The sequence below is a fragment of the Micromonospora sp. NBRC 101691 genome (assembly GCF_030269285.1).
Lineage (GTDB): Bacteria > Actinomycetota > Actinomycetes > Mycobacteriales > Micromonosporaceae > Micromonospora > Micromonospora echinospora.
On record NZ_BSTB01000014.1, the window covers coordinates 78,480 to 101,579 of the forward strand.

23 protein-coding genes and 1 pseudogene are annotated in these 23,100 nt (G+C 73.5%); 13 read left to right on the forward strand and 11 right to left on the reverse strand.

Annotation, left to right across the window (positions count from 1 at the left end; genetic code table 11):
• Window positions 1-176: 176 nt before the first annotated feature.
• Together QSK20_RS20970 and QSK20_RS20975 are read left to right on the forward strand one after the other, a co-directional pair.
• Complete coding sequence (locus tag QSK20_RS20970; protein ID WP_285790298.1) at window positions 177-554, forward strand: hypothetical protein; 378 nt, start codon at window positions 177-179, stop codon at window positions 552-554.
• Between the two features lie 35 nt (window positions 555-589).
• On the forward strand, window positions 590-2,782 hold the full coding sequence (locus tag QSK20_RS20975; protein ID WP_285790299.1) for a tetratricopeptide repeat protein: 2,193 nt from the start codon (window positions 590-592) through the stop codon (window positions 2,780-2,782).
• Here the strand turns inward: QSK20_RS20975 and QSK20_RS20980 are convergent.
• Both QSK20_RS20980 and QSK20_RS20985 read right to left on the reverse strand, forming a co-directional pair.
• Window positions 2,684-3,139 carry a hypothetical protein gene (locus tag QSK20_RS20980; RefSeq protein WP_285790300.1) on the reverse strand — a complete coding sequence of 152 codons (456 nt, stop codon included), beginning with the start codon at window positions 3,137-3,139 and terminating at the stop codon, window positions 2,684-2,686. The two genes, QSK20_RS20975 and QSK20_RS20980, sit on opposite strands and share 99 nt — an antisense overlap.
• A complete protein-coding gene (locus QSK20_RS20985; RefSeq protein ID WP_285790301.1) occupies window positions 3,136-4,356 on the reverse strand; it encodes a hypothetical protein in 1,221 nt (406 codons plus the stop codon). Before QSK20_RS20985 ends, QSK20_RS20980 begins: the two co-directional genes overlap by 4 nt.
• 420 nt (window positions 4,357-4,776) lie before the next feature.
• On the opposite strand from QSK20_RS20985, the gene QSK20_RS20990 reads away from it, so the two are divergent.
• Window positions 4,777-7,497: an ATP-binding protein gene (locus tag QSK20_RS20990; RefSeq protein ID WP_285790302.1), complete on the forward strand. Its 2,721-nt coding sequence runs from the start codon at window positions 4,777-4,779 to the stop codon at window positions 7,495-7,497.
• A 12-nt stretch (window positions 7,498-7,509) separates the two neighbouring features.
• Here the strand turns inward: QSK20_RS20990 and QSK20_RS20995 are convergent, their stop codons facing one another.
• The 3 genes and pseudogenes from QSK20_RS20995 to QSK20_RS21005 form a co-directional block, all read right to left on the reverse strand.
• A complete protein-coding gene (locus QSK20_RS20995) occupies window positions 7,510-8,019 on the reverse strand; it encodes an NUDIX domain-containing protein (RefSeq protein ID WP_285790303.1) in 510 nt (169 codons plus the stop codon).
• Between the two features lie 155 nt (window positions 8,020-8,174).
• Window positions 8,175-8,684, reverse strand: a pseudogene (locus QSK20_RS21000) (hypothetical protein); the annotation flags it as partial.
• Between the two features lie 160 nt (window positions 8,685-8,844).
• Complete coding sequence (locus QSK20_RS21005) at window positions 8,845-9,039, reverse strand: hypothetical protein (protein WP_285790304.1); 195 nt, start codon at window positions 9,037-9,039, stop codon at window positions 8,845-8,847.
• A gap of 220 nt (window positions 9,040-9,259) precedes the next feature.
• On the opposite strand from QSK20_RS21005, the gene QSK20_RS21010 reads away from it, so the two are divergent.
• Window positions 9,260-9,925, forward strand: a complete 666-nt coding sequence (locus QSK20_RS21010) for a GNAT family N-acetyltransferase (RefSeq protein WP_285790305.1) — start codon at window positions 9,260-9,262, stop codon at window positions 9,923-9,925.
• A 346-nt stretch (window positions 9,926-10,271) separates the two neighbouring features.
• Complete coding sequence (locus tag QSK20_RS21015) at window positions 10,272-10,622, forward strand: STAS domain-containing protein (protein WP_285790306.1); 351 nt, start codon at window positions 10,272-10,274, stop codon at window positions 10,620-10,622.
• A 151-nt stretch (window positions 10,623-10,773) separates the two neighbouring features.
• Here the strand turns inward: QSK20_RS21015 and QSK20_RS21020 are convergent, their stop codons facing one another.
• Entirely contained in the window at window positions 10,774-12,225 is a 1,452-nt protein-coding gene (locus QSK20_RS21020) for a glycoside hydrolase family 3 protein (RefSeq protein WP_285790307.1), read from the reverse strand.
• A 158-nt stretch (window positions 12,226-12,383) separates the two neighbouring features.
• Between QSK20_RS21020 and QSK20_RS21025 the strand changes: the two genes are divergently transcribed.
• The 4 genes from QSK20_RS21025 (at window position 12,384) to QSK20_RS21040 (ending at window position 16,067) form a co-directional block, all read left to right on the forward strand.
• A complete protein-coding gene (locus QSK20_RS21025; protein WP_285790308.1) occupies window positions 12,384-13,562 on the forward strand; it encodes an ROK family transcriptional regulator in 1,179 nt (392 codons plus the stop codon).
• A 130-nt stretch (window positions 13,563-13,692) separates the two neighbouring features.
• Window positions 13,693-14,535 (forward strand): ABC transporter ATP-binding protein, encoded by an 843-nt coding sequence (locus QSK20_RS21030; RefSeq protein ID WP_285790309.1) that lies wholly within the window; start codon window positions 13,693-13,695, stop codon window positions 14,533-14,535.
• A gap of 16 nt (window positions 14,536-14,551) precedes the next feature.
• Window positions 14,552-15,445, forward strand: coding sequence for a ribokinase (locus QSK20_RS21035; RefSeq protein ID WP_285790310.1), 894 nt, complete (start codon window positions 14,552-14,554; stop codon window positions 15,443-15,445).
• Window positions 15,446-15,746: 301 nt separating this feature from the next.
• The gene (locus QSK20_RS21040; RefSeq protein ID WP_285790311.1) at window positions 15,747-16,067 is read left to right on the forward strand and encodes a hypothetical protein; all 321 of its coding nucleotides are present in this window, start codon (window positions 15,747-15,749) and stop codon (window positions 16,065-16,067) included.
• Between the two features lie 280 nt (window positions 16,068-16,347).
• Here QSK20_RS21040 and QSK20_RS21045 read toward each other — a convergent pair whose 3' ends face one another.
• Window positions 16,348-16,827, reverse strand: coding sequence for a DUF6232 family protein (locus QSK20_RS21045; RefSeq protein WP_285790312.1), 480 nt, complete (start codon window positions 16,825-16,827; stop codon window positions 16,348-16,350).
• Window positions 16,828-16,901: 74 nt separating this feature from the next.
• Entirely contained in the window at window positions 16,902-17,372 is a 471-nt protein-coding gene (locus tag QSK20_RS21050) for a DUF6232 family protein (RefSeq protein WP_285790313.1), read from the reverse strand.
• Window positions 17,373-17,468: 96 nt separating this feature from the next.
• On the opposite strand from QSK20_RS21050, the gene QSK20_RS21055 reads away from it, so the two are divergent.
• From QSK20_RS21055 to QSK20_RS21070, 4 genes are all read left to right on the forward strand, one after another.
• The gene (locus QSK20_RS21055; RefSeq protein ID WP_285790314.1) at window positions 17,469-18,242 is read left to right on the forward strand and encodes an enoyl-CoA hydratase/isomerase family protein; all 774 of its coding nucleotides are present in this window, start codon (window positions 17,469-17,471) and stop codon (window positions 18,240-18,242) included.
• 79 nt (window positions 18,243-18,321) lie between these two features.
• The gene (locus QSK20_RS21060) at window positions 18,322-19,944 is read left to right on the forward strand and encodes an acetolactate synthase (protein ID WP_285790315.1); all 1,623 of its coding nucleotides are present in this window, start codon (window positions 18,322-18,324) and stop codon (window positions 19,942-19,944) included.
• Between the two features lie 123 nt (window positions 19,945-20,067).
• Window positions 20,068-21,048 carry an ATP-binding cassette domain-containing protein gene (locus QSK20_RS21065; protein WP_285790316.1) on the forward strand — a complete coding sequence of 327 codons (981 nt, stop codon included), beginning with the start codon at window positions 20,068-20,070 and terminating at the stop codon, window positions 21,046-21,048.
• The gene (locus QSK20_RS21070; RefSeq protein WP_285790317.1) at window positions 21,045-21,854 is read left to right on the forward strand and encodes an ABC transporter permease; all 810 of its coding nucleotides are present in this window, start codon (window positions 21,045-21,047) and stop codon (window positions 21,852-21,854) included. The genes QSK20_RS21065 and QSK20_RS21070 overlap by 4 nt, the downstream gene beginning before the upstream one ends.
• Window positions 21,855-21,937: 83 nt before the next feature.
• On the opposite strand, the gene QSK20_RS21075 is transcribed toward QSK20_RS21070, so the two are convergent.
• From QSK20_RS21075 to QSK20_RS21085, 3 genes are read right to left on the reverse strand one after another with little or no spacing between them, the layout of a single operon-like run.
• The gene (locus QSK20_RS21075) at window positions 21,938-22,384 is read right to left on the reverse strand and encodes a PLD nuclease N-terminal domain-containing protein (protein WP_285790318.1); all 447 of its coding nucleotides are present in this window, start codon (window positions 22,382-22,384) and stop codon (window positions 21,938-21,940) included.
• Window positions 22,385-22,412: 28 nt separating this feature from the next.
• Entirely contained in the window at window positions 22,413-22,712 is a 300-nt protein-coding gene (locus tag QSK20_RS21080) for a DUF202 domain-containing protein (protein WP_285790319.1), read from the reverse strand.
• Entirely contained in the window at window positions 22,709-23,086 is a 378-nt protein-coding gene (locus QSK20_RS21085) for a YidH family protein (RefSeq protein WP_502888975.1), read from the reverse strand. Before QSK20_RS21085 ends, QSK20_RS21080 begins: the two co-directional genes overlap by 4 nt.
• Window positions 23,087-23,100: the final 14 nt, after the last annotated feature.

Sequence of the window (23,100 nt, forward strand, 5' to 3'; positions counted from 1 at the left end):
ACAGAAGTAAAGGTCATGTAGCGATAAGTTGCTCCCGGCATCAATTGGGGTGGCGCGATTGTGCCCACTCTTCTTTCGCTCGTTCCGGGGGCTGGACGCCGGAGGGTAGTCTGGCGGTCACGCGATTGATGTGCAGCGATCCTTCGCGACCGAGCCATGGACTGGTGGGGGTCTTCATGCCGGATCAGCTTGTCCTTGCCGTCGCCACCGCGCTGGCCGCCAGGGGGGCCGAGGTGCTCTTCTCCGGTGGCCGGGAGGCCGTCGGCGCCCTGTACCGGATGGTCCGCTCCCGTTTCGGCGAGGGAACGGAGGAAGCGGCGGCGTTGGAGGCTGCGGTGGTGGAACCCGACGACTACGACCGGCAGGCGATCTTGGCGGAAGCTCTGGCCAGGACGATGGCGGTGGACCCCGCGTTCGACGCCGCCGTCCGCGCGGAGTGGCGTTCGGTACAGGCGCGACTGTCGGCCTCGCCGGGCGACGTCACGAACGAGTTCAGCGGCACCGCCGGCAAGGTCGTGCAGGCACGTGACATCAGCGGCGACATCCTGTTCTGACCCGACCGCCCGCACGCCGTGAAGGGGTCCGGACATTGGCTGACGCCCGGGACGACAGCGGGACGACCGTCCGGCCCGCCGTACGCAACGAACTGTCCGGGACGGTGACCGGTCCGGTCGTCCAGTCGGCGGCCATCCACGGCGGGGTGCACATCCACACCGGGCCGGTGCCCCCGCCGGCACCTCGACAGTTACCGCCGCCTCCGGCGCACCTGGCCGGGCGGAGCCACGAGATCGACGCGTTGCACCGGCTCACCGGGTCCGGAGCCGGATCCGTGGTGGTGCTCTGCGGTCCGGCGGGAGTGGGCAAGTCGGCGCTGGCCCGGTGGTGGGCGCACGAGGCACGGGCCGGCTTCCCCGACGGCCAGCTCTACGCCGACCTCGGCGGGTACGGCGCGTCCGGTCCAGTCGATCCCGGTGAGGTGCTGGGTGCGTTCCTGCGCGCGCTGGGGCTGGCGTCGGAGCGGATTCCGGGCTCCCTCGCCGAGCGCACCGCGCTCTACCGGACGGTCACCGCGGACACGCCCCTTCTCCTGCTGCTCGACGACGCCTACTCGGCGGCGCAGGTGAGGCCGTTGCTACCCACGTCCGCCTCGGTCGTGCTGGTGACGAGCCGGCGTCGACTGACGGGCCTGGTCGCCGACGGCGGGCGCATGCTGGACGTGCGACCGCTGCCGCCCGCCGACTCGATGCGGCTGCTCAGTAGGGCTGTCGGGGACGCCCGCATCGACCGCGAGGGGGGATCCGCCGGTGAACTCGCGCAACTCTGCGGCGGCCTGCCCCTGGCGCTCACCGTGGCCGCCGGTCGGCTGGCTGCCCGGCCCCTTCTCTCGGTCCGCACCATGGTCGCGGACCTGGCCGACGAGAACGAGCGGCTGGCTCGGCTCGCCGGTCCGGACGACGTCGGGGTCCGTACGGTCTTCGACGTCTCCTACCGGGATCTCAGCCCGCCGGCCGCTGCTCTCTATCGGCGGCTGGCGCAGCATCCGGGCAACGACTTCGGGCCGGGACTCGCCACCGCGTTGGTCGATGCCGAGCCGATGGCGCACGGCGGGGCCTTCGACGTGCTGGGCGAACTGCTGGGGGTGAGTTTGTTGGAGGAAATCGACGAGGATCGGTTCCGCTTCCACGACCTGCTGCGTCTGCACGCGCGGGAGACCGCCGAGAAGTCGGACGACCCGGTCGACCGGCGAGCCGCCCTGCTCACGATCCTGGAGTACCACCTGGCCGCCGCCCGCAACGCCGACCAGGTCGTCACCCCCTACCGGCGGCGGTTGCCGTACACGTTCCGGCAGCCAGCCGGTGCCGTACCCGAGTTCGCCGACCGGTCCGAAGCGCTCGCCTGGCTCGTCCGGGAGCAGGCGAACCTCGTGCAGGCCGGCCGGGCGGCACTGGAGAACGGTTTTCCGGAGCTGGCGTGGCTGCTCTGCGACGCGCTTTGGCCACTGCTGCTCTACATCAAGAACTATCAACTTCGTCTCGAGGTCGACCGCAGGGGCGTGACGGCGGCCCGGCAGTGGGGCCACGTCTGGGCGGAGGCGCACATGCTCAAGCGGTTGAGCAGGGCATCCATGCGGGTGGGGGCGTACGACGACGCGGAGCGGTACGGCCGGGCGGCGGTGGAGCGGTACCGGGAGGCCGACGACGTGCGGGGTGAGCTCGACGCCCGGGAGGGACTGGCGACGCTCTGTCTGGAGACCGGGCGCGAGGAGGAGGCAGGCCGACTGCTGGTGGACGTCCTCGCCGCGAACCGCGCGTTGGGCGAACCGCGTAGCGTCGGCCTGACCTGTGTGAACCTCGCTGCCCTCTGGACCCGGTCGGGTCGGGCGGTGGAGGCGCTACCGCTGCTCACCGAGGCGGGGCAGATCTTCGCCGATCTCGGGGACGTCGATCCGTACAACGCCGCCCGGGTGTCCATCGGTCTGGCGAGCGCCTACCTGGGCGTCGGTGACCTCGACGCGGCCGAGCGTGCGGCGGGCGACGCCGTTGACCGGATGGCCGCGCTCGGCTCGGCCAACGAGCGGGCGGAGGCCCTGACCGTGCTCGGCGAGATCGCCGAGCAGCGGGGGGACACGGCCACCGCCCGGCGGCACCTGGAGGAGGCGTTGGCGGTGTTCACGTCACTGGCCTCACCCCGGGCCGGGGAGGTGGCGACCCGACTCGACCGGGACGGCGTCCGCCGTGGCGACCACCAGGCCGGTCAGGTGGGTGCCGACCGGGCGGAGTGACCGCCCGGTCAGCGGCTCCTGGTCGGGTGGCCGACCGGTGACCCGGCGGGCGTGCAGGACACGGCCGATCCGCAGCAGCAGCGCCCGGGCCGGCGTCCGGCCGCCGCCGGCAGGGCCTCGGGTGACGAACAGCCGTACGCCGTCCCGTCCCGCGTCGCGGATCCCTACGACGATCCGGCCGGTCGGTTCGCCCGCCACTGTCACCACCAGGCCGGGGTGGGCCGTCATCAGGCCCGCGCAGCATCCCGGTCCGCGGTGCGAAGCCACCCAGGTGAGCAGGACGTCCGCCAGCGCGACCCGGCGGGACACCGGTCGTCCGGGCTGCAGCAGCGCGACGACCACATGGGTCCGGTTCACGCGGCAGCCCCCCAGGTGTCGGGCCGGGGGAGCGGCACCGGTTCGACCCGCCGGTGCCGGCCGGGTCGGCTCAGCCGGAGCAGGCGGTACATCGTGGCGCCGAGGAGGTTCGCGGCGGCGCCGGGGCGGGCGGTCAGCGCGGCGGTCACCGCACGGTGGTCGACCGGACGGGCGGAGCGTAGCTGGGGGAGCAGCGTCCGACGCGGATCCAGCCGGCTGGCCCGGGTGGCGACGACACTCTGCGGCGACCCGGGCACGGTGATCCGTCGGGGCACCGGCAACCGCAGCACCGGACGGCCGATCGCGGCGGCGTAGGTGGTGACCGAGCCGTGGTCGCCGAGCAGGTGGTCGGCGGCCACCACCAGGCTCCGCCAGTCCTCCGCCGGATCCGGGAGCAGCAGCCCGGCCCTGCAACAGTCCCGCAGCCAGGCGCGGACCTGGCGGTGACCGTGGGCGTCCCAGACGGCGGGGTGCAACAGCGTGGCCACCCGGAAGCGCTCCGCCGGCAACTGCCTCAGGAGGAGGGGCAGCAGGTCCGGCCAGCGGCCGAAGAGACCGTCCGGCCCCCAGGTGGAACTCACCACGACGAGTTCCTGATCGTCCGACAGGCCGATGGCCTGCCGGTAGCGCTCACGCGACGGCTGGCTGGCAGTCAACCGGTCGAAGCAGGGGTCACCGACCACCACCGCGGCGGGAACCGCCTCCGGACACTGGCGGCGCAGCACCGCCAGTTCGTTCTCGTGGGCGAGCGCGAGGGCGGCCGGCACAACCCGACCGTCGTGTGTGAGTCGCTGCGCGTCGAGGCCGTACACCGGCGGCTCGGCGACCGAGGTGCCACCGAGGCGGTCCGGTCGGACCCGCTTGCCGTGTCCCGCGCCGTGCGGCATGACCAGGATCGGGGCATGCACCTGGTGCAGGCCGCCGAGGGAGGCGGCGAGGGCGAGGTCGAACGGTTCCCGGACGGCCTGCGGCCAGGGCAGCACGAACGCGCCCGCCCGGTCCAGGTGCCGGCGGACCTGCTGGTTGAACACGTCGGGTGCCACCGTGTAGACGACCTGCACCCGGGGGTCGTCCTCGATGTGGCCGACGACGTCGAGCAGGCGTTGCCAACTGGCCATGGTGTGCACCACAACCAGCGCCGTCCGGCACCCCGAACGGGTGATCCATTTTCTGGCGTCGATGCCAATTGGCGTCCTCGGCCATTCGGCAGAACTCATTCCGCGCTCCTTCCGTGGCTGTCGTCCGGGAAGCGTGGCCGGGGCGCATGTGGATCTCCTTGCCGGATTCCTTGCGATTTCATTGCAGTGGTCTGTCAATGCGGTGTCCGATTTTGGACTCTGGGCACCGGCCCTTGGGGGAAGCGGCAATTCGGGACAGAATTGGAGTGGGTGGCGCCGGGGTGGTGTGGAGGGTGGTGGGGTGCCATGGAGTTTTCCATTCTGGGTCCGACCGGCCTTTCCGTGGCTGGACGCAGCGTTCCGATCGGAACCGCGAAACAGCGGGGCCTGCTCGCCGCCCTGCTCTACCACGTCGGTCGGCCGGTGCGGATCGAACTGATCGTGGAAATTCTGTGGGAAAACCGTCCGGTGGATTCCTGCCGACCGATAATCCATGGGCTCGCCAGCCGGCTACGGACGGTGCTGAGATCGGTGGGCCTCCCCGACGCGTTGGTCCGTACCCCCGGTGTCGGCGCCTACCGGCTGGAGATCGATCCGGACCTGGTCGACCACCACCGCTTCGCGACACTGGTGACGGACGCCCAGGCGGCCGTCAGGCAGGCCCGCCACGAACACGGCGCTGCCCTGCTGGCCACCGCCGTCGGGCTCTGGCGGGACGATCCGCTCGCCGAGCTACGGGGCACCCAGGCCGAGCTGTGGCGCGCGACCCTGCGGGACCGGTTGCTCGACGCGTACAAGATGCTGGCCGAGAGCGAGTTGGCACTCGGACGACACGACCGGGTGCTGGCCCGGCTCGAACCCCTGCTCCGCGAGCATCAACTCGACGAGACGCTGGCCCGGCTCTGGGCGAGCGCGCTGCACGTCGCGGGACGGGGTCACGACGCGCGTACCTTCGTCACCGCGTTCCGCCGCCGTTACCGCCGGGAGATGCGCGCCGAACCGGCGCTCGACCTGGCCCCCGTTCCGTCGACGGCGCCCGTCCCGTCGTCCCGCGCCAGGAGCGGCGGGGCGGAGGGCGCCGTACCCGTTCCACCGCCCACTCCCCGCCAACTACCGCACGACGTCCCGGACTTCACCGGCCGCACCGAACTGATCGCCGAGCTCGACTCGCTGGCCGTCGGTGACGGTGGTGGCCGGGTCATCGTCCTGACCGGAACCCCGGGGGTGGGCAAGACCGCGCTGATCACCCATTGGGGCAGGCGGCGGCTGGACCGTTTTCCGGACGGGCAGCTCTACCTCGACGTGGAGGGATGTGGCCCGGGGCCGGTGGTACCGCCGCGTCAGGCGCTGGCCCGGTTCCTGAACGCGCTCGGCGTTCCGGCCGAGGCGGTGCCGCGCGACGACGACGAGCGGCGGGAGAGATACCACCAGCTCCTCGCCGACCGGCGAATGCTCGTCGTCATCGACAACGTGCTCGACTCGGAACAGGCCCGGCAGCTGCTTCCCCGTTCCGACCGCTGCCTGACCGTCGTTTGTAGTCGGAAGGCCCTCCAACGGCTGACCGTCCGGAACGGCATCCGGTCCCTGACGGTGCCACCACTGCCACCCACCGATCGGCGGGCGCTGCTCGGCCGGATCGTCGGGGTGGGACGGGCGAGCACCCAACCCGAGGCGGTGTCGACCCTGGCGCGTCTCTCGAGTGGTCTGCCGTTGGCGCTGCGGGTGATCGGGCAGCACGTGGTGGCCCGTCCCCGAGCGTCCATCGAGGAACTGGCCCGCGAGCTGAGCACCCGGCTCTTCGACTACGAGGGCGACGACTCCGACGAGGGGGTCCTCCGTAGTGTGTTCGACTGGTCGGTCAACGCGCTCGACCCCCTGACCGCCCGGCTCTTCCTGCGGCTGGGGCTCTTTCCCGGTGCCACTGTCGGCCCGGGCGCGGCGGCGGCGCTGCTGGGTGGTGTCGAGCCGGCAGGTGCCGAGCGCCTCCTCGGCACGCTGACCCGGGCGCACCTGGTCGAGCACGACGCTCTCCGTCGGTTTCGGATGCACGCCCTGCTCCGTCTCTACACCGCTGACCGGTGCCGCCGTGAGGCACCGGCTGACGAGCGCCGGGACGCGCTGCGCCGGCTGCTCGACTGGTACCTGCTCTCCGCAGTCGACGCGGTCCGGCTGCTGGAACCGCGGAGCTCGCCGGTGCCGGACCTCCCGGATCCGGCGTCGATGTCGGTGACCCCGCTCTCCTTCGCCTCGGACGCGGAGGCGTTGCGCTGGTGCGAGGCGGAACGGGCGAACCTGCCCGCGGTGGTCCGGACGGCGGCGGACGAGGGCTTCCACCGGCATGCCTGGCAGATCGTGGGCACCATGTACGAGGTGGTCGACCGCTATGGCCGGCAGGAGGACGTCTTCGAGATGCTCCGTACCGCGGTGCACGCGGCCAGCGCCGACGGTCACCAGGAGGGGCGGATCGGGACGCTGGTCAACCTCGGCGCGACGTACTTCGCCATCCACGACTACGGTCCGGCCACCCGAGCGTTCACCGAGGCGCTCCGGCTGGCCAGGGAGTTCGACCTCGGGGAAATGCAGTGGGCCTGTCTGCACAATCTCGCCGCCATTCACCTCCGCACCGGTGCCACGGAGACGGCCGTCGGCAACTTCGAGCAGCTCCTGGGCGCCTGTAAAGACGGCGGAGACTCGATGGAGGAGGCGTTCACCCTGTACCACCTCGGCGACGCGAACCGGCGGCTCGGCCGGTACGACCTGGCCGCGCGGTACCACCGCGAGGCGCTGGAACGCTGGGATCGCCTCGGTTCGCTGCGCGGGCGGAGCCTGGCCCTGGTCCGGCTGGCGGAGCTGCACCTGGATACCGGCGAGCCCGAGGCCGCCGTGGACCGCTGCCGGCTGGTTCTGGACGTCGCGGGGCGCGTCAGCGACGAGCAGGTCCGCTGTGACGCGTTGGTGACCCTGGCCGCCGCGCTGGGCCGCCTCGGCTGGCGGGACGAGGCCGTTGCCCAGGCCATCCGGGCCGGCGCGGTCGCCGAGGAACTCGACGACAGCCTCCGCCGTTCCCACGCCCTCACCGTGCTCGCCGAGATCCACGCGGCGGCCGGCGACCACGGGCAGTCCCGTCGGTGGCTCGCCGCCGCGCTGGAGGCGCTCGGGGAGGTCGACGACCCGGAGCGGAACGTGGTCCGGGAACGGCTGGCCGCCGTCGCCCGTAACCTCCCGGATGACGGGACGTGAGCCGTCGCCCGCTCAGGCCCCGGCGGCGAGGAAGTCGGCCAGCACCTCGGTGTGGGTGGAGAAGGCCAGTTCGGTCGGCTCGGTGAGGACGAGCCACTCGGTCGACTCCGCCGTGGGCGCGGACGGAGGAAGGTCCGCCAGCCGCCGGGTCGGCAACGCACCGAAGATCATGATGGTGCCGCCGCTCGGCGCGCTGTGCACGGCGACGAGGCGTACGGCCGCCGCGTCGCCGGTCAGGCCGGTCTCCTCCCACAGTTCGCGGACGAGCGCGTCCCGCCACTCCTCGCCGTGCTCGATGAAGCCGCCCGGCAGCGCGAGCAGCCCCCGGGCGGGCTCGATGTCGCGGCGCTGGACCACCACGCCGAGCCCGGTGGGGGTGCGGACCGGCTGGACGGCCACCGCCACCGGGAGTGGGTTACGCCAGGTGGTGTGGCCGCAGGCCGTGCAGTTCCGGGGCCAGTCCGCGCCATCGGGATAGGCGGTGCCGCAGCCGGAGCAGTGGGAGTGGGGTATGCCGCTCACACCGCAGGACGATACGCGCCCCACCGCCTGGCCGTCGCGCCGCGGCGGCCTCAGGCCGGCGCGGCCTGCCGCGCCGGCGCGGGCTCGCCGGCCGGGTCGGCAGTGGACACGGCGTCCGGGCTGCTCAGGGTGGAGGCGGCCGGCGGGTCGGTCGGGGTGGGAAAGCCGTACCGGGCGGCGTGCTCCGGGTCGGCGGGGTCGATCTGCCGGAGCCCGGCGTCCGCGAGCCGCTTGTTGACCTCGTCGAGCCGCTCGCGGACGAGGGTGGCCTCCTCGTCGGTGACCCGGCCCCGGTGCGGCTTGCCGGCGTGCTCGACGGTGCCGTAGTCGATCTTCTCGGCGGTCTTGCGGGCCTTCGGCGGACGGACCCGCTCGGCGGTGCGCAGGAGTTGCGCCATCGGCGTCTCGGTCGACATCGCGTCGAACTCGCTGGCGGTCAGCACCACCCGACGGGGCTCCCCGTCGCCCTGCGGGTCGTAGATCTCCACCACGGCGACGTCGAGCGCGGCGTCGTCGATGCCCTCCACCTCGGTCGGACTGATCTCCAACTGCACCGGGCCGGTCACCAGGTCCGGGTGCTCCAGCACGACGACGCGGACCACCTCGTCGTCGGTCGGGAGGACCGTGCCGCTGAAGTCGGAGACGTGGATGGTCTTCTTGCCCATGGGTGGAGCTTCTCCTGTCGGTAGCCGTGCCGGAACGCAAAGAACCTACCCGACAGGTGTGCTAAGACCCTTGCCGCGCGGCTTTCGGGTGTGTCGCGCTCCCCGGCGTCCGCAGGGGCTGCCGGTAGCTCCGTGCCGGGGCGGCCGGGGTGCGGTCCGCTCAGCGTGTGCCGAGGTGACGGCGGGTGGAGAGGTTCGCCGGCAGCTGGTTCAGCTCCGCCCACGACCGGTCGCCGACGTGCGGGGCCCGGCCGCCGGCGTACCGCGACTGGGCCGGCGGGGGCACGTCGTCCCGGAGGGTCGGCCAGAGCCGTCCCGTGTCGCGTTTGTCCTGCTCGATCAGCTGTTTCGGCATGGCCGTACCATCCCAGAGAAAGTTGTCCATCTATGGAAATAGGTGTGACGCGCGGTCGGTGCGTCCGGTTCCCGGTAGGTGGCCGGATCGCGGGCCGGGAGTCATCGGTGATGTTCGCTGTCTGTACCCGCCGTCGCGTGTTTCAACCAACCTCGGACCGGGGGAGGTACGGGTCCGGGATCGCCCGACCCGCGGTGGCCGTGACGCGTACCGTGATCCGGTGCTCGACAGGCGACTCCACCTGCACCTGGTGACCTGGCTCGGCCAGTGGCCGGCCGGGTCGGGGCTGCACGTGGTCGGCTCCCGGCGTCGCTCCCGCCCGGCCTGGGACGGCCGGCTCCGGCCGGCGGTCATGGTGGCCGCCCCCGGCGTCGCGGTGCTCTCCGTGCCACCGGAGCGGGTCGCGGCGGTCCGGGCGCTGGCGGCCGACGGGCCGACCCCGCGGCTGTGGTCGGCGCTGCCCGGCGCGGTCGGACACCCCGCCCTGCCCCTGCGGGAGGGGATCTTCCGCTGGTGCGCCGCCCCCGCCCCGCTGCCCGACGTGGGGGAGTGGACCGACCCGACCGATCCCGGGTTCCCCTCCTGGCTGCACCTGTTCGACCGGGAGGTGCTGGTGGCGCGTGACGCCGACGGGCGCTACCTGGCGGGAGTCGGCGTCAAACGGCACGACCGGTACGGCCACGAGCTGGCCGTCGGGACGGTGCCGGCCGCCCGGGGCCGGGGACTGGCCCGCCGCCTGGTCGCACAGGCGGCCCGGCGGGTGCTCGACGAGGGGGCGGTGCCGACGTACCTGCACGACCCCGGCAACACCGCCTCGGCCCGGGTCGCCGCGGCAGCCGGCTTCCCCGACCGGGGTTGGCGCTCCCGCATCGTCCACCCCGACTGACTGCGGTGTCCGCGCCCGGTTGGTCCGCCCGGCGGCGCGGACCGTGGATCCCGGGCCGGATCCACGGTCCGCAGCCTCTTCCCCCCAGGTCCGAGGAGGTGTCGGACGACCGGCTATCCCGGTGAGGTAACGCTATGTGTCGAGTCGGTAGCCGGCAAGCCCCCAAAATCTGGATCGAGCTGTCCAAAAGTGGGCTTGACCTGCGATTATTTGTCGTCCTCGGTCCGAGGGTCCGCGGTGACGCAGGGTATGAGTCGCTCGGGTCCGCCGATCCGGGGCGGGCCGGTGGATAGGGTCGGCGACGAGGGTGCCGGACGCGGCTGCGGTACGGAGGTGGTGAGCGGTCATGGAGGTGCGGGTGCGCGACACCGGCCGGGGTGATGTCGTGCTGACCCCGGCGGGCGAACTCGACATGTCCACCGTCGGCACGCTGGAGACCGCGCTGGTCGCCGTGTTGAACCGGCCCGACCTCCAGGAGTGCCTGGTCGACCTGGCCGAGGTCAGCTTCCTCGACTCGACCGGCCTGCGGGTGCTGATCGAGGGCTTCAGTCTGGCCCGGGAGCGGGGGCGGTCGCTGCGGGTGGCCAACCCGCAGCCGGCGGTCGAGCGGGTCCTGCGGATCACCTCGGTCGGACCACTGCTGGGGCTGCCGGACGTCACCACCCCGCTGCCGCCCGACGCCCGCTGGCTGGGCTGAGCCCGGCCCGGCGATCGACCCGGCCGGCGTCCTCCCCGGCCCGGCCGGACGCCCGCGCCGGTCAGCCGGCGGGACCGGGTGTCGTCGCCGGTCAGCCCGTGGGACCGGGTGTCGTCGCCGGTCAGCCGGTGGGATCGGTCGTCGTCGCCGGTCAGCCGGCCAGGCCGAGCACCTCCGCCGCGGCCCGGCCGTTGGCGTGGCTGGCACCGTAGGTGGCGACGAACCCGCGGACCCCGGCCGGCCGCCAGCGCCCCGGCCAGCCCATCTCCACCACGGTCACCGGATGGACGGCGGCCAGCCCCTCGACCAGCTCCGCGCCGCCGGCCAGCCGGTGCAGGTGCCGGCCGACCAGCACGACCGGCCGGTCCCCGGCGAGCGTCCGCAGGGCGGCCGGGTCGGTCTCGCCCGCCACCACCCGGACCTCCTCGGCGTCCGACAGGTGGGGACCGAGCCCCCACGGCACCCGGCCCTCGGCCATCGTGGCGGTGGCGTGCACCTGCACCACCAGTGGCCGGTCCAGCCCGGCGACGATCCCCTCGACGCGGACCGCCCGGCGCGCGGCGGCGTACCCGAGGTCGCCGTGGTCGGGCGCGGGCCCGTCGCCGGGCCGGGTCCAGGCGGCGAGTTCGGCGGTGCGGCCGGCGGCCTCCTCGACCCGGTCGCGGGCCAGCCGCCCGTCGCCGAGCGCGGCGACGATCTCGGCGACCACGTGCTCGACCAGCGCGGCGTCGACCTTCGCGCCGATGCAGAGGAGGTCCGCGCCGGCCGCGAGGGCGGCCACCGCGGCCGGACCGACCCCGCCGGCGGCCACCGAGGCGCCCTTCATCTCCAGCGCGTCGGTGATCACCGTGCCGGTGAAGCCCAGCTCCCGGCGGAGCAGGTCGACCAGGACGGCCCGGCTGAAGGTCGCCGGCCGGTCGCCGGTCAGCACCGGTACCCGGATGTGCGCGGTCATGACCGCCCGGGTGCCGGCGGCCACCGTCGCCGCGAAGGGCGGCAGGTCGCGTTCGCGCAGCACGTCCAGGGGGACGTCCACGGTGGGCAGTTCCAGGTGCGAGTCGGCGACGGTCGCCCCGTGTCCGGGGAAGTGCTTGGCGCAGGCCGCGACCCCGACACCCTGCAACCCGTCGACCGCGGCAGCCGAGTGTGCGGCGACCCGGAGCGGGTCGGCGCCGAACGACCGGGTGCCGATCACCGGGTTCTCGTCGGCGCTGTTGACGTCCACCGTCGGAGCGAGGTTGACGGTGACACCCACGGCGGCCAGCTCCGCGCCGATCGCCGCGTAGACGCGGCGGGTGAGCGCCACGTCCCCGACCGCGCCGAGCGCGGCGTTGCCCGGGTACGGGCTGCCGGTGGCGTGCGCCAGCCGGGTGACGTCGCCGCCCTCCTCGTCGATGGCGACCAGCACGTCGGTGCGGGCGTCGCGTAGCGCGGCGGTCGCCGTGGCGACCTGGGCCGGCGTTTCGACGTTGGTCCCGAACAGGGTGTAACCGGCCAGCCCCGCGCCGACCAGGTCCAGCGCCCAGGGCGGCGGGGTGGGCCCCGGGTACGCCGCGAGCAGCGTGCCGAGGGCGAGGCGACGAAGTCCTGGATCGAGCCCCACGTGATCTCCTTCTCGACGTCGTCCGGGTCCTCCGGCGTGCCGATCGACAGCTCCGGGCCGGTCGTCCGGCCGCTGACCCGTGTCGGGGACGGCCGTTACGCTACGGTCACCCCGGATCGATTCGATCAACAAGGTTTACCAAAACCAGAGGACGTGGCATGAGTTCGACGCGGCTGCCCGGCACACCGCGCCTGTTGCGGGCGCTCAACGACCGCGCGGCCCTGGAGCTGCTCCTCGAACGTGGGCCGCTCACCCGTGCCCGGCTGGGTGAGCTGACCGGGCTGTCCAAGGTCACCGCCTCGCAGCTCGTCGAGCGGCTGGAGGAGCGGGGTCTGGTCACCCGGGTCGGCGAGCAGGCCGGCGGGCGCGGGCCGAACGCGCAGCTCTACGCCGTTCGGCCGGGCAGCGCGCACGTCATCGGGGTGGACGTCGGCGCGGATCGGGTGGAGGCGGCGTGCGCCGACATCACCGGGGCGGTGATCGGCCGGGTGGAGCAGTCGACCCGGGACACCGACGACCCGGTGGGGGTGGTGCACAACGCGGTGGTGCGGGTGGCCAAGGAGGCGGGCACGCCGATGGAGAGCGTGCGACGGGTCGTGCTCGGCACCCCCGGCCTGGTCGATCCGACCACCGGGGACATCACCTTCGCGTTCAACCTGCCCCGCTGGCACCGCGGCCTGCTGGCCGCGCTCCGCGACGACCTGGCCACCCCGGTGGTCTTCGAGAACGACGTCAACCTGGCCGCGGTCGCCGAGGCACAGTCCGGCGCGGCCCAGGGGATGACGGACTTCGTCCTGGTCTGGGTGGACGCCGGGGTCGGCCTGGCGATCATGCTGAACGGACGGTTGCACCACGGCAGCACCGGTGCGGCCGGCGAGATCGGTTACCTCCCGGTGCCCGGGGCGCCGATCCCCCGGGACGTCTCCCGTCGGGCCAAGCCGGCGTTCCAGCAACTGGCCGGAGCGGAGGCGGTCCGCGCGGTGGCCCGCGAGTACGGCTTCCCCGACGACGTCGCCGCCCCCGATGCCGTCCGGGCGGCGATCGCGGCCGGTACGGCCGGCGGCCCGATGCTCGACGAGCTGGCTCGACGGCTCGCGCTCGGGGTGGCGAGCACCTGCGTGGTGCTGGACCCGCCGCTGGTGGTGCTGGCCGGTGAGATCGGCCGGGCGGGTGGCGCGGCGCTGGCCGAGCGGGTGCAGCACGAGGTGGCCGCGATCACGCTGGTCCGGCCGAGGGTGGTGCCCACCGGGCTGAACGAGGAGCCGATCCTGCGGGGCGCGCTGCGGACCGCCCTGGACGCCGTCCGCGACGAGGTCTTCGGTTCCACGGTCGGCTGACCCGTCGGGTCGGACCCCACTCCCCATGTGAAGGAATTCTTCACTACATGCGTCTGACCTGCAAGGTCTTGCCAGTGATGCGCGTCGCCCGTCGGAGTGCCCGGGTACGGGCACGTGGTTGGATGGATGGGTGACTGCTGAGCTGATCCCTGGCGCGGATGGCGCCGCACCCGCACCTTCAGCCGTGGACGAGGATCTGGTGGTCAACCTCGACGGGGTGGGCGTGCGCCGGTCCGGCACGGCGCTGCTGCACGACGTCGACTGGCGTGTCGAGTTGGACGAGCGTTGGGTGGTGCTCGGACCCAACGGCGCCGGCAAGACCACGCTGCTCAACCTGGCGGCGGGACGGCTGCACCCGACCACCGGCGTCGCCCACGTGCTCGGCGAGCGGATCGGGCGGACCGACCTCACCGAGCTGCGTACCCGGATCGGGCTCTCCACCGCGGCCCTGGCCGAACGGATCCCGACCGAGGAGAAGGTCACCGACGTGGTGGTCACCGCCGCCTGGTCGGTGGTCGGCCGGTGGCGGGAGAGCTACGACCGCACCGACGAGGTCCGCGCGCGGGCCCTGCTCGGCCAGCTCGGCGTCGCGCACCTCGCCGACCGGGGCTACGGCACCCTCTCCGAGGGCGAGCGCAAGCGGGTGCAGATCGCCCGGGCGCTGATGACCGATCCGGAGCTGCTGCTCCTCGACGAGCCCGCCGCCGGGCTCGACCTCGGTGGCCGGGAGGACCTGGTCGCCCGGCTGGCCGAGCTGGCGTACGACCCGGACGCGCCGGCGCTGGTGCTGGTCACCCACCACGTCGAGGAGATCCCGCCGGGCTTCACCCACGCGCTGCTGCTGCGCGAGGGGGGCGTGGTCGCGCAGGGTCTGCTCGGTGCCACGCTGACCAGCGACAACCTCTCCAAGACCTTCGGCCTGCCGCTGGTGGTCGAGCGTTCCGGTGAACGCTTCACCGCCCGTGCCGCCTGACCCACGGAGGCCTTCCGTGCCGCAGACCCGGGTCGTGGTGGTGGGCAGCGCGAACATGGACCTGGTGGGCACGGCCCCCGCCCTGCCCCGGGTCGGGGAGACCGTGCTCGGCACCGACTTCGTGATGGTGCCCGGCGGCAAGGGGGCCAACCAGGCCATCGCCGCCGCCCGCGCCGGCGCGTCCGGCGCCTTCCTCGGCGCGATCGGGTCGGACTCCTTCGGGGTCACCCTGCGGGCCCGGATCACCGCCGCCGGGGTGGACACCAGCCAGCTCCGGGTGACCTACGGCTCGTCCGGTGTGGCGCTGGTCATGGTCAACGCCGTGGGCGAGAACCTGATCCTGGTCACGCCCGGCGCGAACGCCTCCCTGACCGGGCTCACCGACGCCGAGCTGGCCGCCGTGCGGGACGCCGACGTCATGGTGGCGCAGTTGGAAATCCCGGTGGAGACGGTGACCGAGGCGGCCGTGGCCGCCCGGTCGGCCGGCACCCGGGTCGTCCTCAACGCGGCACCGGCCCGGCAGGTCCCGGCAGAGCTGCTGGACCTGGTCGACATGCTGGTGGTCAACGAGGTGGAGGCCGCCGCGCTCACCGGACGGGGCCGTGAGGCGCCGGAGGCGCTGCTGGACCTGGTGCCCCGGGCGGTCCTCACGCTCGGCGCCGACGGCGCGTGGTACGTCGACCGCGACGGGACCGCCGTGCACGTTCCGGCGGTCGAGGTCGACGTGGTCGACTCGACCGCAGCGGGCGACGCGTTCACCGCCGCCCTCGCCGTCGCCTGGGGCGAGGGACGGGACCTGCTCGACGCGGTCCGCTGGGCGGCGGCGGCCGGCGCGGCCTGCACCCGCCGGCTCGGCGCGTCGGTGGCCCTGCCGCACCGCGCCGAGATCGACGAACTCTACGCACGCTGAGCCCGGCCGCCGGCGGCCGGGCGACGGCACGTCCGGAACCGGACGCCTGACGGCTGACGCACCCGGGGGCACGTACTGCCGGGACCTGGCTAGTCGGTCTGGTCGTCGGTGAGGCGTTCGCCCCGGCGGCGGAGCATGCCCAGACCGGGGATGCCGGCCACGGCCATTCTCAGGTCCCGGGTCACGTCGAGCAGGTCGTGCAGGTCCGGGCCGACCCGGTCGAGCGTGGCCGATCGGCAGGATGTCGGTGGTCAGGTGCTCCTTGAGCTTGGGGAGCTCGTCGACGAGACGGATGGCGGCGGTGACCTCCTCGTGGCTGAGCTGCTCCACGAACCGCGCGGTCATCGGGGCGGCCCGGCGCAGCGCCGGCTCGTACGCGGCGAGCAGTTCCCCGGCGGTGGCGGAGGCTGCCTCCGCCGTCTCCACCGTGCCGGCCGCCCGCCGGGCGACCACCTCCGCCTCGGCCACCACCCGGCCGGCTGCGGTGGAGACCTGCTCGGCCTCGGCCACCACCACGGCGGCCTTCGCGGCGACCTCGGTGGCGTTCTCGATCGCGGTGGTCGCGGCGGCGCTGATCACCGCCACCTCGCGGACCGCGGACTCGGCGTCGGTGAGCACCTGATCGGTCCGGTCCAGGGTCTGCTCGATCCGGTCGACCACCCCGTCGATCCGGGTCACCAACGCTTCGACGGCGTCGAGCACCGCGAAGGCGCGCGCCGGGACGGCCGCGAGCGAGACCGCCGAGCCGAGCGCCTGGTCGACCGCGGACCGGGTCAGCCCGGCGGCCCGGGAGGCGGCGCCGGTGGTCATCCCGAGGACGGCGGACGGGCGGGGGAGGGGAATCACCATGCGACCAAGTGTGCGGCGCGAACGCCAGAACCGCCTGCGGTGGGTGGGTGGGGTCAGCGCTCTTCCTGCTGTTCGACGGCGCGTTGCACGGCCCGGTAGATCTGCCCGAACCGGAGCGCGTCCGGACTGCTCAGCAGCAGGATGTCGTGCCCCCGGTGCTGTACCCAGAGCTCGTGCATCCGGTCGCCGCGTTCGTAGGAGCGGTCCAGCCAGCCCAGCGGCAGTTCCAGGAACGGGGCGAGCACCAGCGCGCCGACCGCGAAGGCGGCCAGGACGATCAACGCGAGTGTCCAGTTCCCCCGGTCCTGCGCCGACCAGGCCAGCGAGATGACACAGAGCAGCGCCACCAGTGGCGGCAGGGAGAGGAGCAGGACCAGGACGCCCCGGCCCAGCTTCCGGGAGTGCTGCCCGAGGGTGCTCCGTCCCCGGGCGTGCCAGACGTAGGTGATCTCGGGCAGCCGCAGGATGTGCCCGTCCACCCGGATCGACTCGGAGGTCACCTGCACCGCGTCGTCCTGGTAATAGAGCGTCATCTCTCCAGTGAACCCGGCGCGGGCTCGTTCGGCAGCCCCGTCCCGCCGACGAACCGTCCGCTGTGGACGGCGGATCAGCGGGGACGGGCCGGCTGGCCGCGTTCCATGGCCCGTTGCAGGGCGCGGTAGATCTGGCCGAAGCGCAGCGCGTCGGCCGTGCGGACCAGCCGGACCGGGCGGCCCTGCCAGCGGATCCAGATCTCCAGCTGCCGGCTGCCCCGCGCGTACGAGCGGTCGAGGCGTTCGAAGAGGACGTCGGCGACCGGGCCGACGGCGAGCCCGACCAGCACCGACGCGCCGACGATCGCGATGGTGACGGTCCAGGACCGGTGCAGCCAGATCGCCAGGGCGATGCCGAGGACGGCGGCCACCAGCGGGCCGGCCATCGCCGCGCCGATCGCGCCCCGGCCGGCGAGCACCCGCCAGGACCGGCTGCCCCGCTGGTGCCAGACCTCGCTGATCTCGGTGAGCGGGAAGCGCTGCCCGTCGACCCGGACGGCGGTCGAGCTGACCTGCACCGACCTGTCGTCGTAGAACATGACCATCGCGACTCCCGGTGACGGAGCTGACACCAGACTATCTACCCCAACGACCCTCGCCGTAAGGTTGGCACGCGACTTCGACGAGGAAGTGAGGGCAGTATGGGCGAGTTCGTTCGGCTGGAGACCAAGGACGGCATCGGCACCATCCGGCTGGACCGGCCGCCGATGAACGCGCTCAACGTCCAGGTCCAGGAGGAGCTGCGCGAGGCCGCCACGGCCGCCGCCGACGACCCCGAGGTCCGCGCCGTCATCGTGTACGGCGGGGAGAAGGTCTTCGCCGCCGGTGCGGACATCAAGGAGATGGCCGACATGTCCTACGTGGACATGCTGGAGCGCTCCGCCCGCCTCTCCAGCGCGCTCACCGCGTTCACCCGGATCCCCAAGCCGGTGGTCGCCGCGATCACCGGGTACGCCCTCGGCGGCGGCTGCGAGCTGGCGCTGGCCTGCGACTGGCGGGTGGTGGCCGAGGACGCCAAGCTCGGCCAGCCGGAGATCAAGCTGGGCATCATCCCCGGTGCCGGCGGCACCCAGCGGCTGGCCCGACTGGTCGGCCCGGCCCGCGCCAAGGATCTGATCATGTCCGGCCGGATGGTCGACGCCCAGGAGGCGCTGCGGATCGGGCTGGCCGACCGGGTCGTCCCGGCCGCCGACGTCTACCTCGCCGCCGTCGCGATGGTCCAGCCGTACCTCACCGGTCCGGTGCAGGCGCTGCGGGCGGCGAAGCTCGCCGTCGACGCCGGCCTCGACATGGACCTCACCTCCGGTCTGGCCTGGGAGAGCCAGCTCTTCGCGGGGCTGTTCGCCACCGACGACCGCAGCGAGGGCATGGCGGCGTTCGTGGAGAAGCGCAAGCCGAGGTTCACCGGTCGCTGACACGCCGCGCCGAAGCTTCTTCACGTTCCAGGTGACCGACCGGTAACCTCGGACCGGCCACGCGACGAGAGGGGCGGCGATGACGGAGCGGATCGAGGGGCACGGCGGGGAGTTGGCGCTCGCGGCGCTACGTGCGTACGGCGTACGCGAGATGTTCACCCTCTCCGGCGGGCACGTGTTCCCGCTCTACGACGCCGCCCACAAGACCGACTTCCCGGTCTACGACGTGCGGCACGAACAGTCGGCGGTCTTCGCGGCCGAGGCGGTGGCCAAGCTCCAGCGCCGCCCCGGCCTCGCCGTGCTCACCGCCGGCCCGGGTGTCACCAACGGCATCTCCGGCCTGACCAGCGCCTTCTTCAACGCCTCGCCGGTGCTGGTGCTCGGCGGTCGGGCCCCGGCCTTCCGCTGGGGCTCGGGCAGCCTCCAGGAGATGGACCACCTCCCGCTGGTGCGGCCGGTCACCAAGCACGCCGAGACGATCTTCAGCACCGACGACATTCCCGGGATGGTCGCCGCCGCGCTGGACGCCGCGCTCACCCCGCACCGGGGGCCGGCCTTCCTCGACCTCCCGCTGGAGGTGGTCTTCTCGGTCGGGGAGGCCGACCGGCCGACCGGCGCCGCGCCGGCTCCGCTGGCGGCCGACCCGGACGAGGTGGCCCGCGCCGCCGCGTTGATCGCCGGAGCCCAGCGCCCGGTGATCGTCGCCGGGTCGGACGTCTGGACCGGTGACGCGGTCGACGCGCTGCGGGCGGCGGCCGAGGCGCTCGGCGTGCCGGTCTTCACCAACGGCATGGGGCGCGGCGCGCTGCCGCCGGATCACCCCCTCACGTTCGCCAAGGCCCGGCGGGCCGCGCTCTCCGGGGCCGACGTGGTCGTGGTGGTGGGCACCCCGCTGGACTTCCGGCTCAGCTTCGGCGACTTCGGCGACGCGCAGGTGGTGCACGTCGTCGACGCGCCGAGCCAGCGTGCGAGCCACGTCGAGACGGCCGTCTCGCCCGCCGGTGACCTGCGACTGATCCTCACCGCGCTGGCCGACCACCCGGGCGACCGGGTCGACCACGCCGACTGGATCGCGCAACTGCGCGACAAGGAGGACGCGGCGAAGGCGCGCGACGCCGAGGAGACGGCCGCCGAGACCGACCCGATCCGTCCGGCCCGGATCTACGGCGAGCTGCGCCGGGTGCTCGCGCAGGACGCGATCACCATCGGCGACGGCGGCGACTTCGTCTCGTACGCCGGCCGCTACCTGGAGCCGGCCCAGCCCGGCACGTGGCTCGACCCCGGCCCGTACGGCTGCCTCGGCACCGGCATGGGGTACGCGATGGGGGCCCGGATCACCCACCCGGACCGGCAGGTCTGCGTGCTGATGGGCGACGGCGCGGCCGGCTTCTCGCTGATGGACGTCGAGTCCCTGGTCCGGCAGAAGCTCCCGGTGGTGATGGTGGTCGGCAACAACGGCATCTGGGGCCTGGAGAAGCACCCGATGCGCGCCATGTACGGCTACGACATCGCCGCCGACCTCCAGCCCGAACTCCGCTACGACCAGGTGGTCGCCGCGATGGGCGGAGCCGGCGAGACGGTGACCAAGGCCGCCGACCTGGGTGCGGCCCTGGAGCGGGCCTTCGACGCCGGTGTGCCGTACCTGGTCAACGTGATCACGGACCCGACCGACTCGTACCCCCGCTCGTCGACGCTCGCCTGAAACGGAAACAACCAGGAGATTCCCCCGCTGTCGCCGTAGGGTCGGCCCGGGACGACCGGAAACTGTCACACCCGTCGTCCAGACTGGCCGGATCACGACGTGCGACACGGGGGAGTTTCCGTCATGAACCATGCGATCCGGGCGGAGGGGCTGGTCCGACGTTTCGGCGCCACCACCGCCCTGGCCGGAGTCGATCTCGAAGTGCCGAGCGGGACGGTGTTCGGCCTGCTCGGCCCGAACGGGGCCGGCAAGACCACCACGGTCCGGGTGCTCGCCACCCTGCTGCGGGCCGACGAGGGACACGCCACCGTCGGCGGGTACGACGTCGCCCGCGACGCGCACCGGGTCCGGCAGCTCATCGGCCTCACCGGCCAGTACGCCTCGGTCGACGAGACCCTGACCGGGGTGGAGAACCTGGTGCTCATCGGCCGGCTGCTCGGGCAGCGGCGCGCCGACGCGCGGGCCCGGGCCCGGGAGCTGCTCGGTGACTTCCACCTGACCGACGCGGCCGACCGGCCCGCCAAGACCTACTCCGGGGGCATGCGTCGCCGCCTCGACCTGGCGGCCAGCCTGGTCGGTCGGCCGCAGGTGCTCTTCCTCGACGAACCGACCACCGGGCTCGACCCGCGCAGCCGCAACGAGCTGTGGGACATCGTCCGCGGCCTGGTCGCCGACGGGGTGACCGTGCTGCTCACCACCCAGTACCTCGAAGAGGCCGACCAGTTGGCCAGCGAGATCGCCGTGGTCGACCACGGCCGGGTGATCGCCCAGGGCACCCCGGAGGAACTGAAGACGAAGACCGGCGGGCAGACGTTGGCCGTCCGTCCGACGCGGGCCGCCGACCTGCCGACCGTGCTGGCCCTGGCCGGTCAGGTCACCGGGCTCGTCCCCGAGGTGGCGCAGGGCACGGTGACCGTGCCGGTGAACGACTCGTCGGTGCTGCCGGCCGTGGTGCGTCGCCTCGACGAGGCCGGGATCACCGTCACCGAGTTGGCGCTGCGCGGCTCCACCCTCGACGAGGTCTTCCTCTCCCTGACCGGCCACCGGCCCGAACCGGAACAGACCGACAGCGCCGAAGCCGAACTGGAAGGCACGCTGGCATGACCGCCGTCACCGCCCCCGCCCCGCTCGCCCCGGCCCGCCGGCTGGGCGTGCTCGCCGGGCTGTCGCACACGTTCACCCTGGCCTGGCGGAGTCTGGTGCAGATCAAGCACAACCCGCTGGAGTTGGCCGACCTGAGCGTCCAACCGGTGATGTTCGTGCTGCTCTTCACCTACGTCTTCGGCGGAGCGATCTCCGGTTCCCCGGGTGAGTACCTCACCTTCGCGCTGCCCGGCATCATCGTGCAGAACGCCTTCTTCGCCACCATGACCACCGGTTTCGGGCTCAACCACGATCTCACCAAGGGCGTCTTCGACCGGCTCCGGTCGCTGCCGATCGCCCGCTGGGCGCCGCTGGCCGGGCGGATCCTCGCCGACACGGTCAAGCAGGCCTGGTCGGTGTCGCTGCTGATCGGTGTCGGCGCGATCCTCGGCTTCCGGCTCCAGAACGGCCTGCTCGGCCTGCTCGGGGCGCTCGCCCTGCTGCTGGCCTTCTCGCTGGCCGCCGCCTGGGTGTCGGTGCTGGTCGGGGTGCTGGTCAGCGAACCGGACAAGGTGCAGGTCTTCGGGTTCATGGTGATCTTCCCGTTGACCTTCACCAGCAACGCGTTCGTGCCGACCGAGACCATGCCCGGCTGGTTGCAGGCCTGGGTGGAGGTCAACCCGGTCACCGTGCTCGCCGACGCGTTGCGCGGACTGCTGGTGTCCGGCCCGGTGCTCGCGCCGGTGGTGCAGTCGGTGATCTGGGGCGTCGCCATCGCGGCGGTCTTCGCCCCGCTCGCCGTCCGCGCGTTGCGCCGCCGGGTCTGACCCTCCCCACCCGCCCGACCGGGCGGTGGGGGACGGCGCGGGCCACCTCGCACACCGGGTGCGCCCGCGCCCGACCGGAGCGGTCAGGCGGTCTGGTCCGGATCGGTGTGCCGGTCCGGGCTGTCCGCCCGGTCGGGGTCGCGGGGGTTCCGCTGGCCGCCGGCAGCCGGCCCGGGGTCGCGCTCCCGGCGCAGGTCCTGCTCACGCCGCCGCAGGTCGTCCTCCCAGCGGCGGAACATCTCCTCGTCCTCCCGTCGGGTGGAGTCCGCGATCGACTTCAGGAAGTCGGGGTCGTCGTCCGGGGCGGCCGGCCGCCGGGGTGCGGGGCGTGGCCCGCCACGGGCGGGCGCGGGCCGGCCGGCGAGGAACCAGGCGATCGGGCCGATCAGGGGCACCAGCAGGAGCACCGGCACCCAGACGGCGCGGGGCATCGCGCGTACCTGGTGCTTCTCGGCGGACAGACAGTCGATCAGCGCCAGCGCGGCGAGGACCACCTGGGCCGCGACGAGGAGGAGGAAGACCCGGACCATCCACCAATCATGACGCACTCCCGGCGGGTCACCACAGCGTCCGCAGCACGAGGACGGTGCCGAGCAGGGCGTACCCGGCGGCGACCAGGGCGGCCAGGGGGACGGGGAGCCCCCCGGTGGGCGCCCGCCCGGTCCCGGTGCCCCGCCGCCAGCACAGCGTCAACGCCGCACCCCAGGTGAGCACGGCGAGCCCGGCGACCAGGGTGCCGGCGACGCCACCGTCGGCGGCCAGCCGGACGGCCAGCACGGTGACCACGGTGAGCGCCAGCGCGGTCCGCCGCCAGGCGAGCCGGGTCCGCTCGGGTTGCAGCCCGGGGTCGACGGTCATCCGCGCCCGACCGCCCGGGCCAGCACCGCCACCACCAGCAGGAGCGCGCCGAGCCCGACGGCCAGCGCGAGGACGGCCGGGAACCGGGAGGCGGGCAGGTCCTCACCGAGCCGGATGGCCCGTTCGGTGCGGGCCCAGTGGTCCACCGCCCGGACGGCCACCGTGCCGCCGAGCAGCAGCAGCGCCACCGCGATCACCTCGCGCAGGTGGGTCAGGGGCAGCGGGGGCAGGAACTGGGCGGCGGCGAGCCCACCGGCGATCAGGGCCAGTCCGGTCCGCAGCCAGGCCAGGAAGGTGCGTTCGTTGGCCAGCGAGAAGCGGTAGTCCGGACGGGTGCCGACTTCCCGCATCTCCTGCGGGTCGAACCACCGCATGATCGCCTGCCACA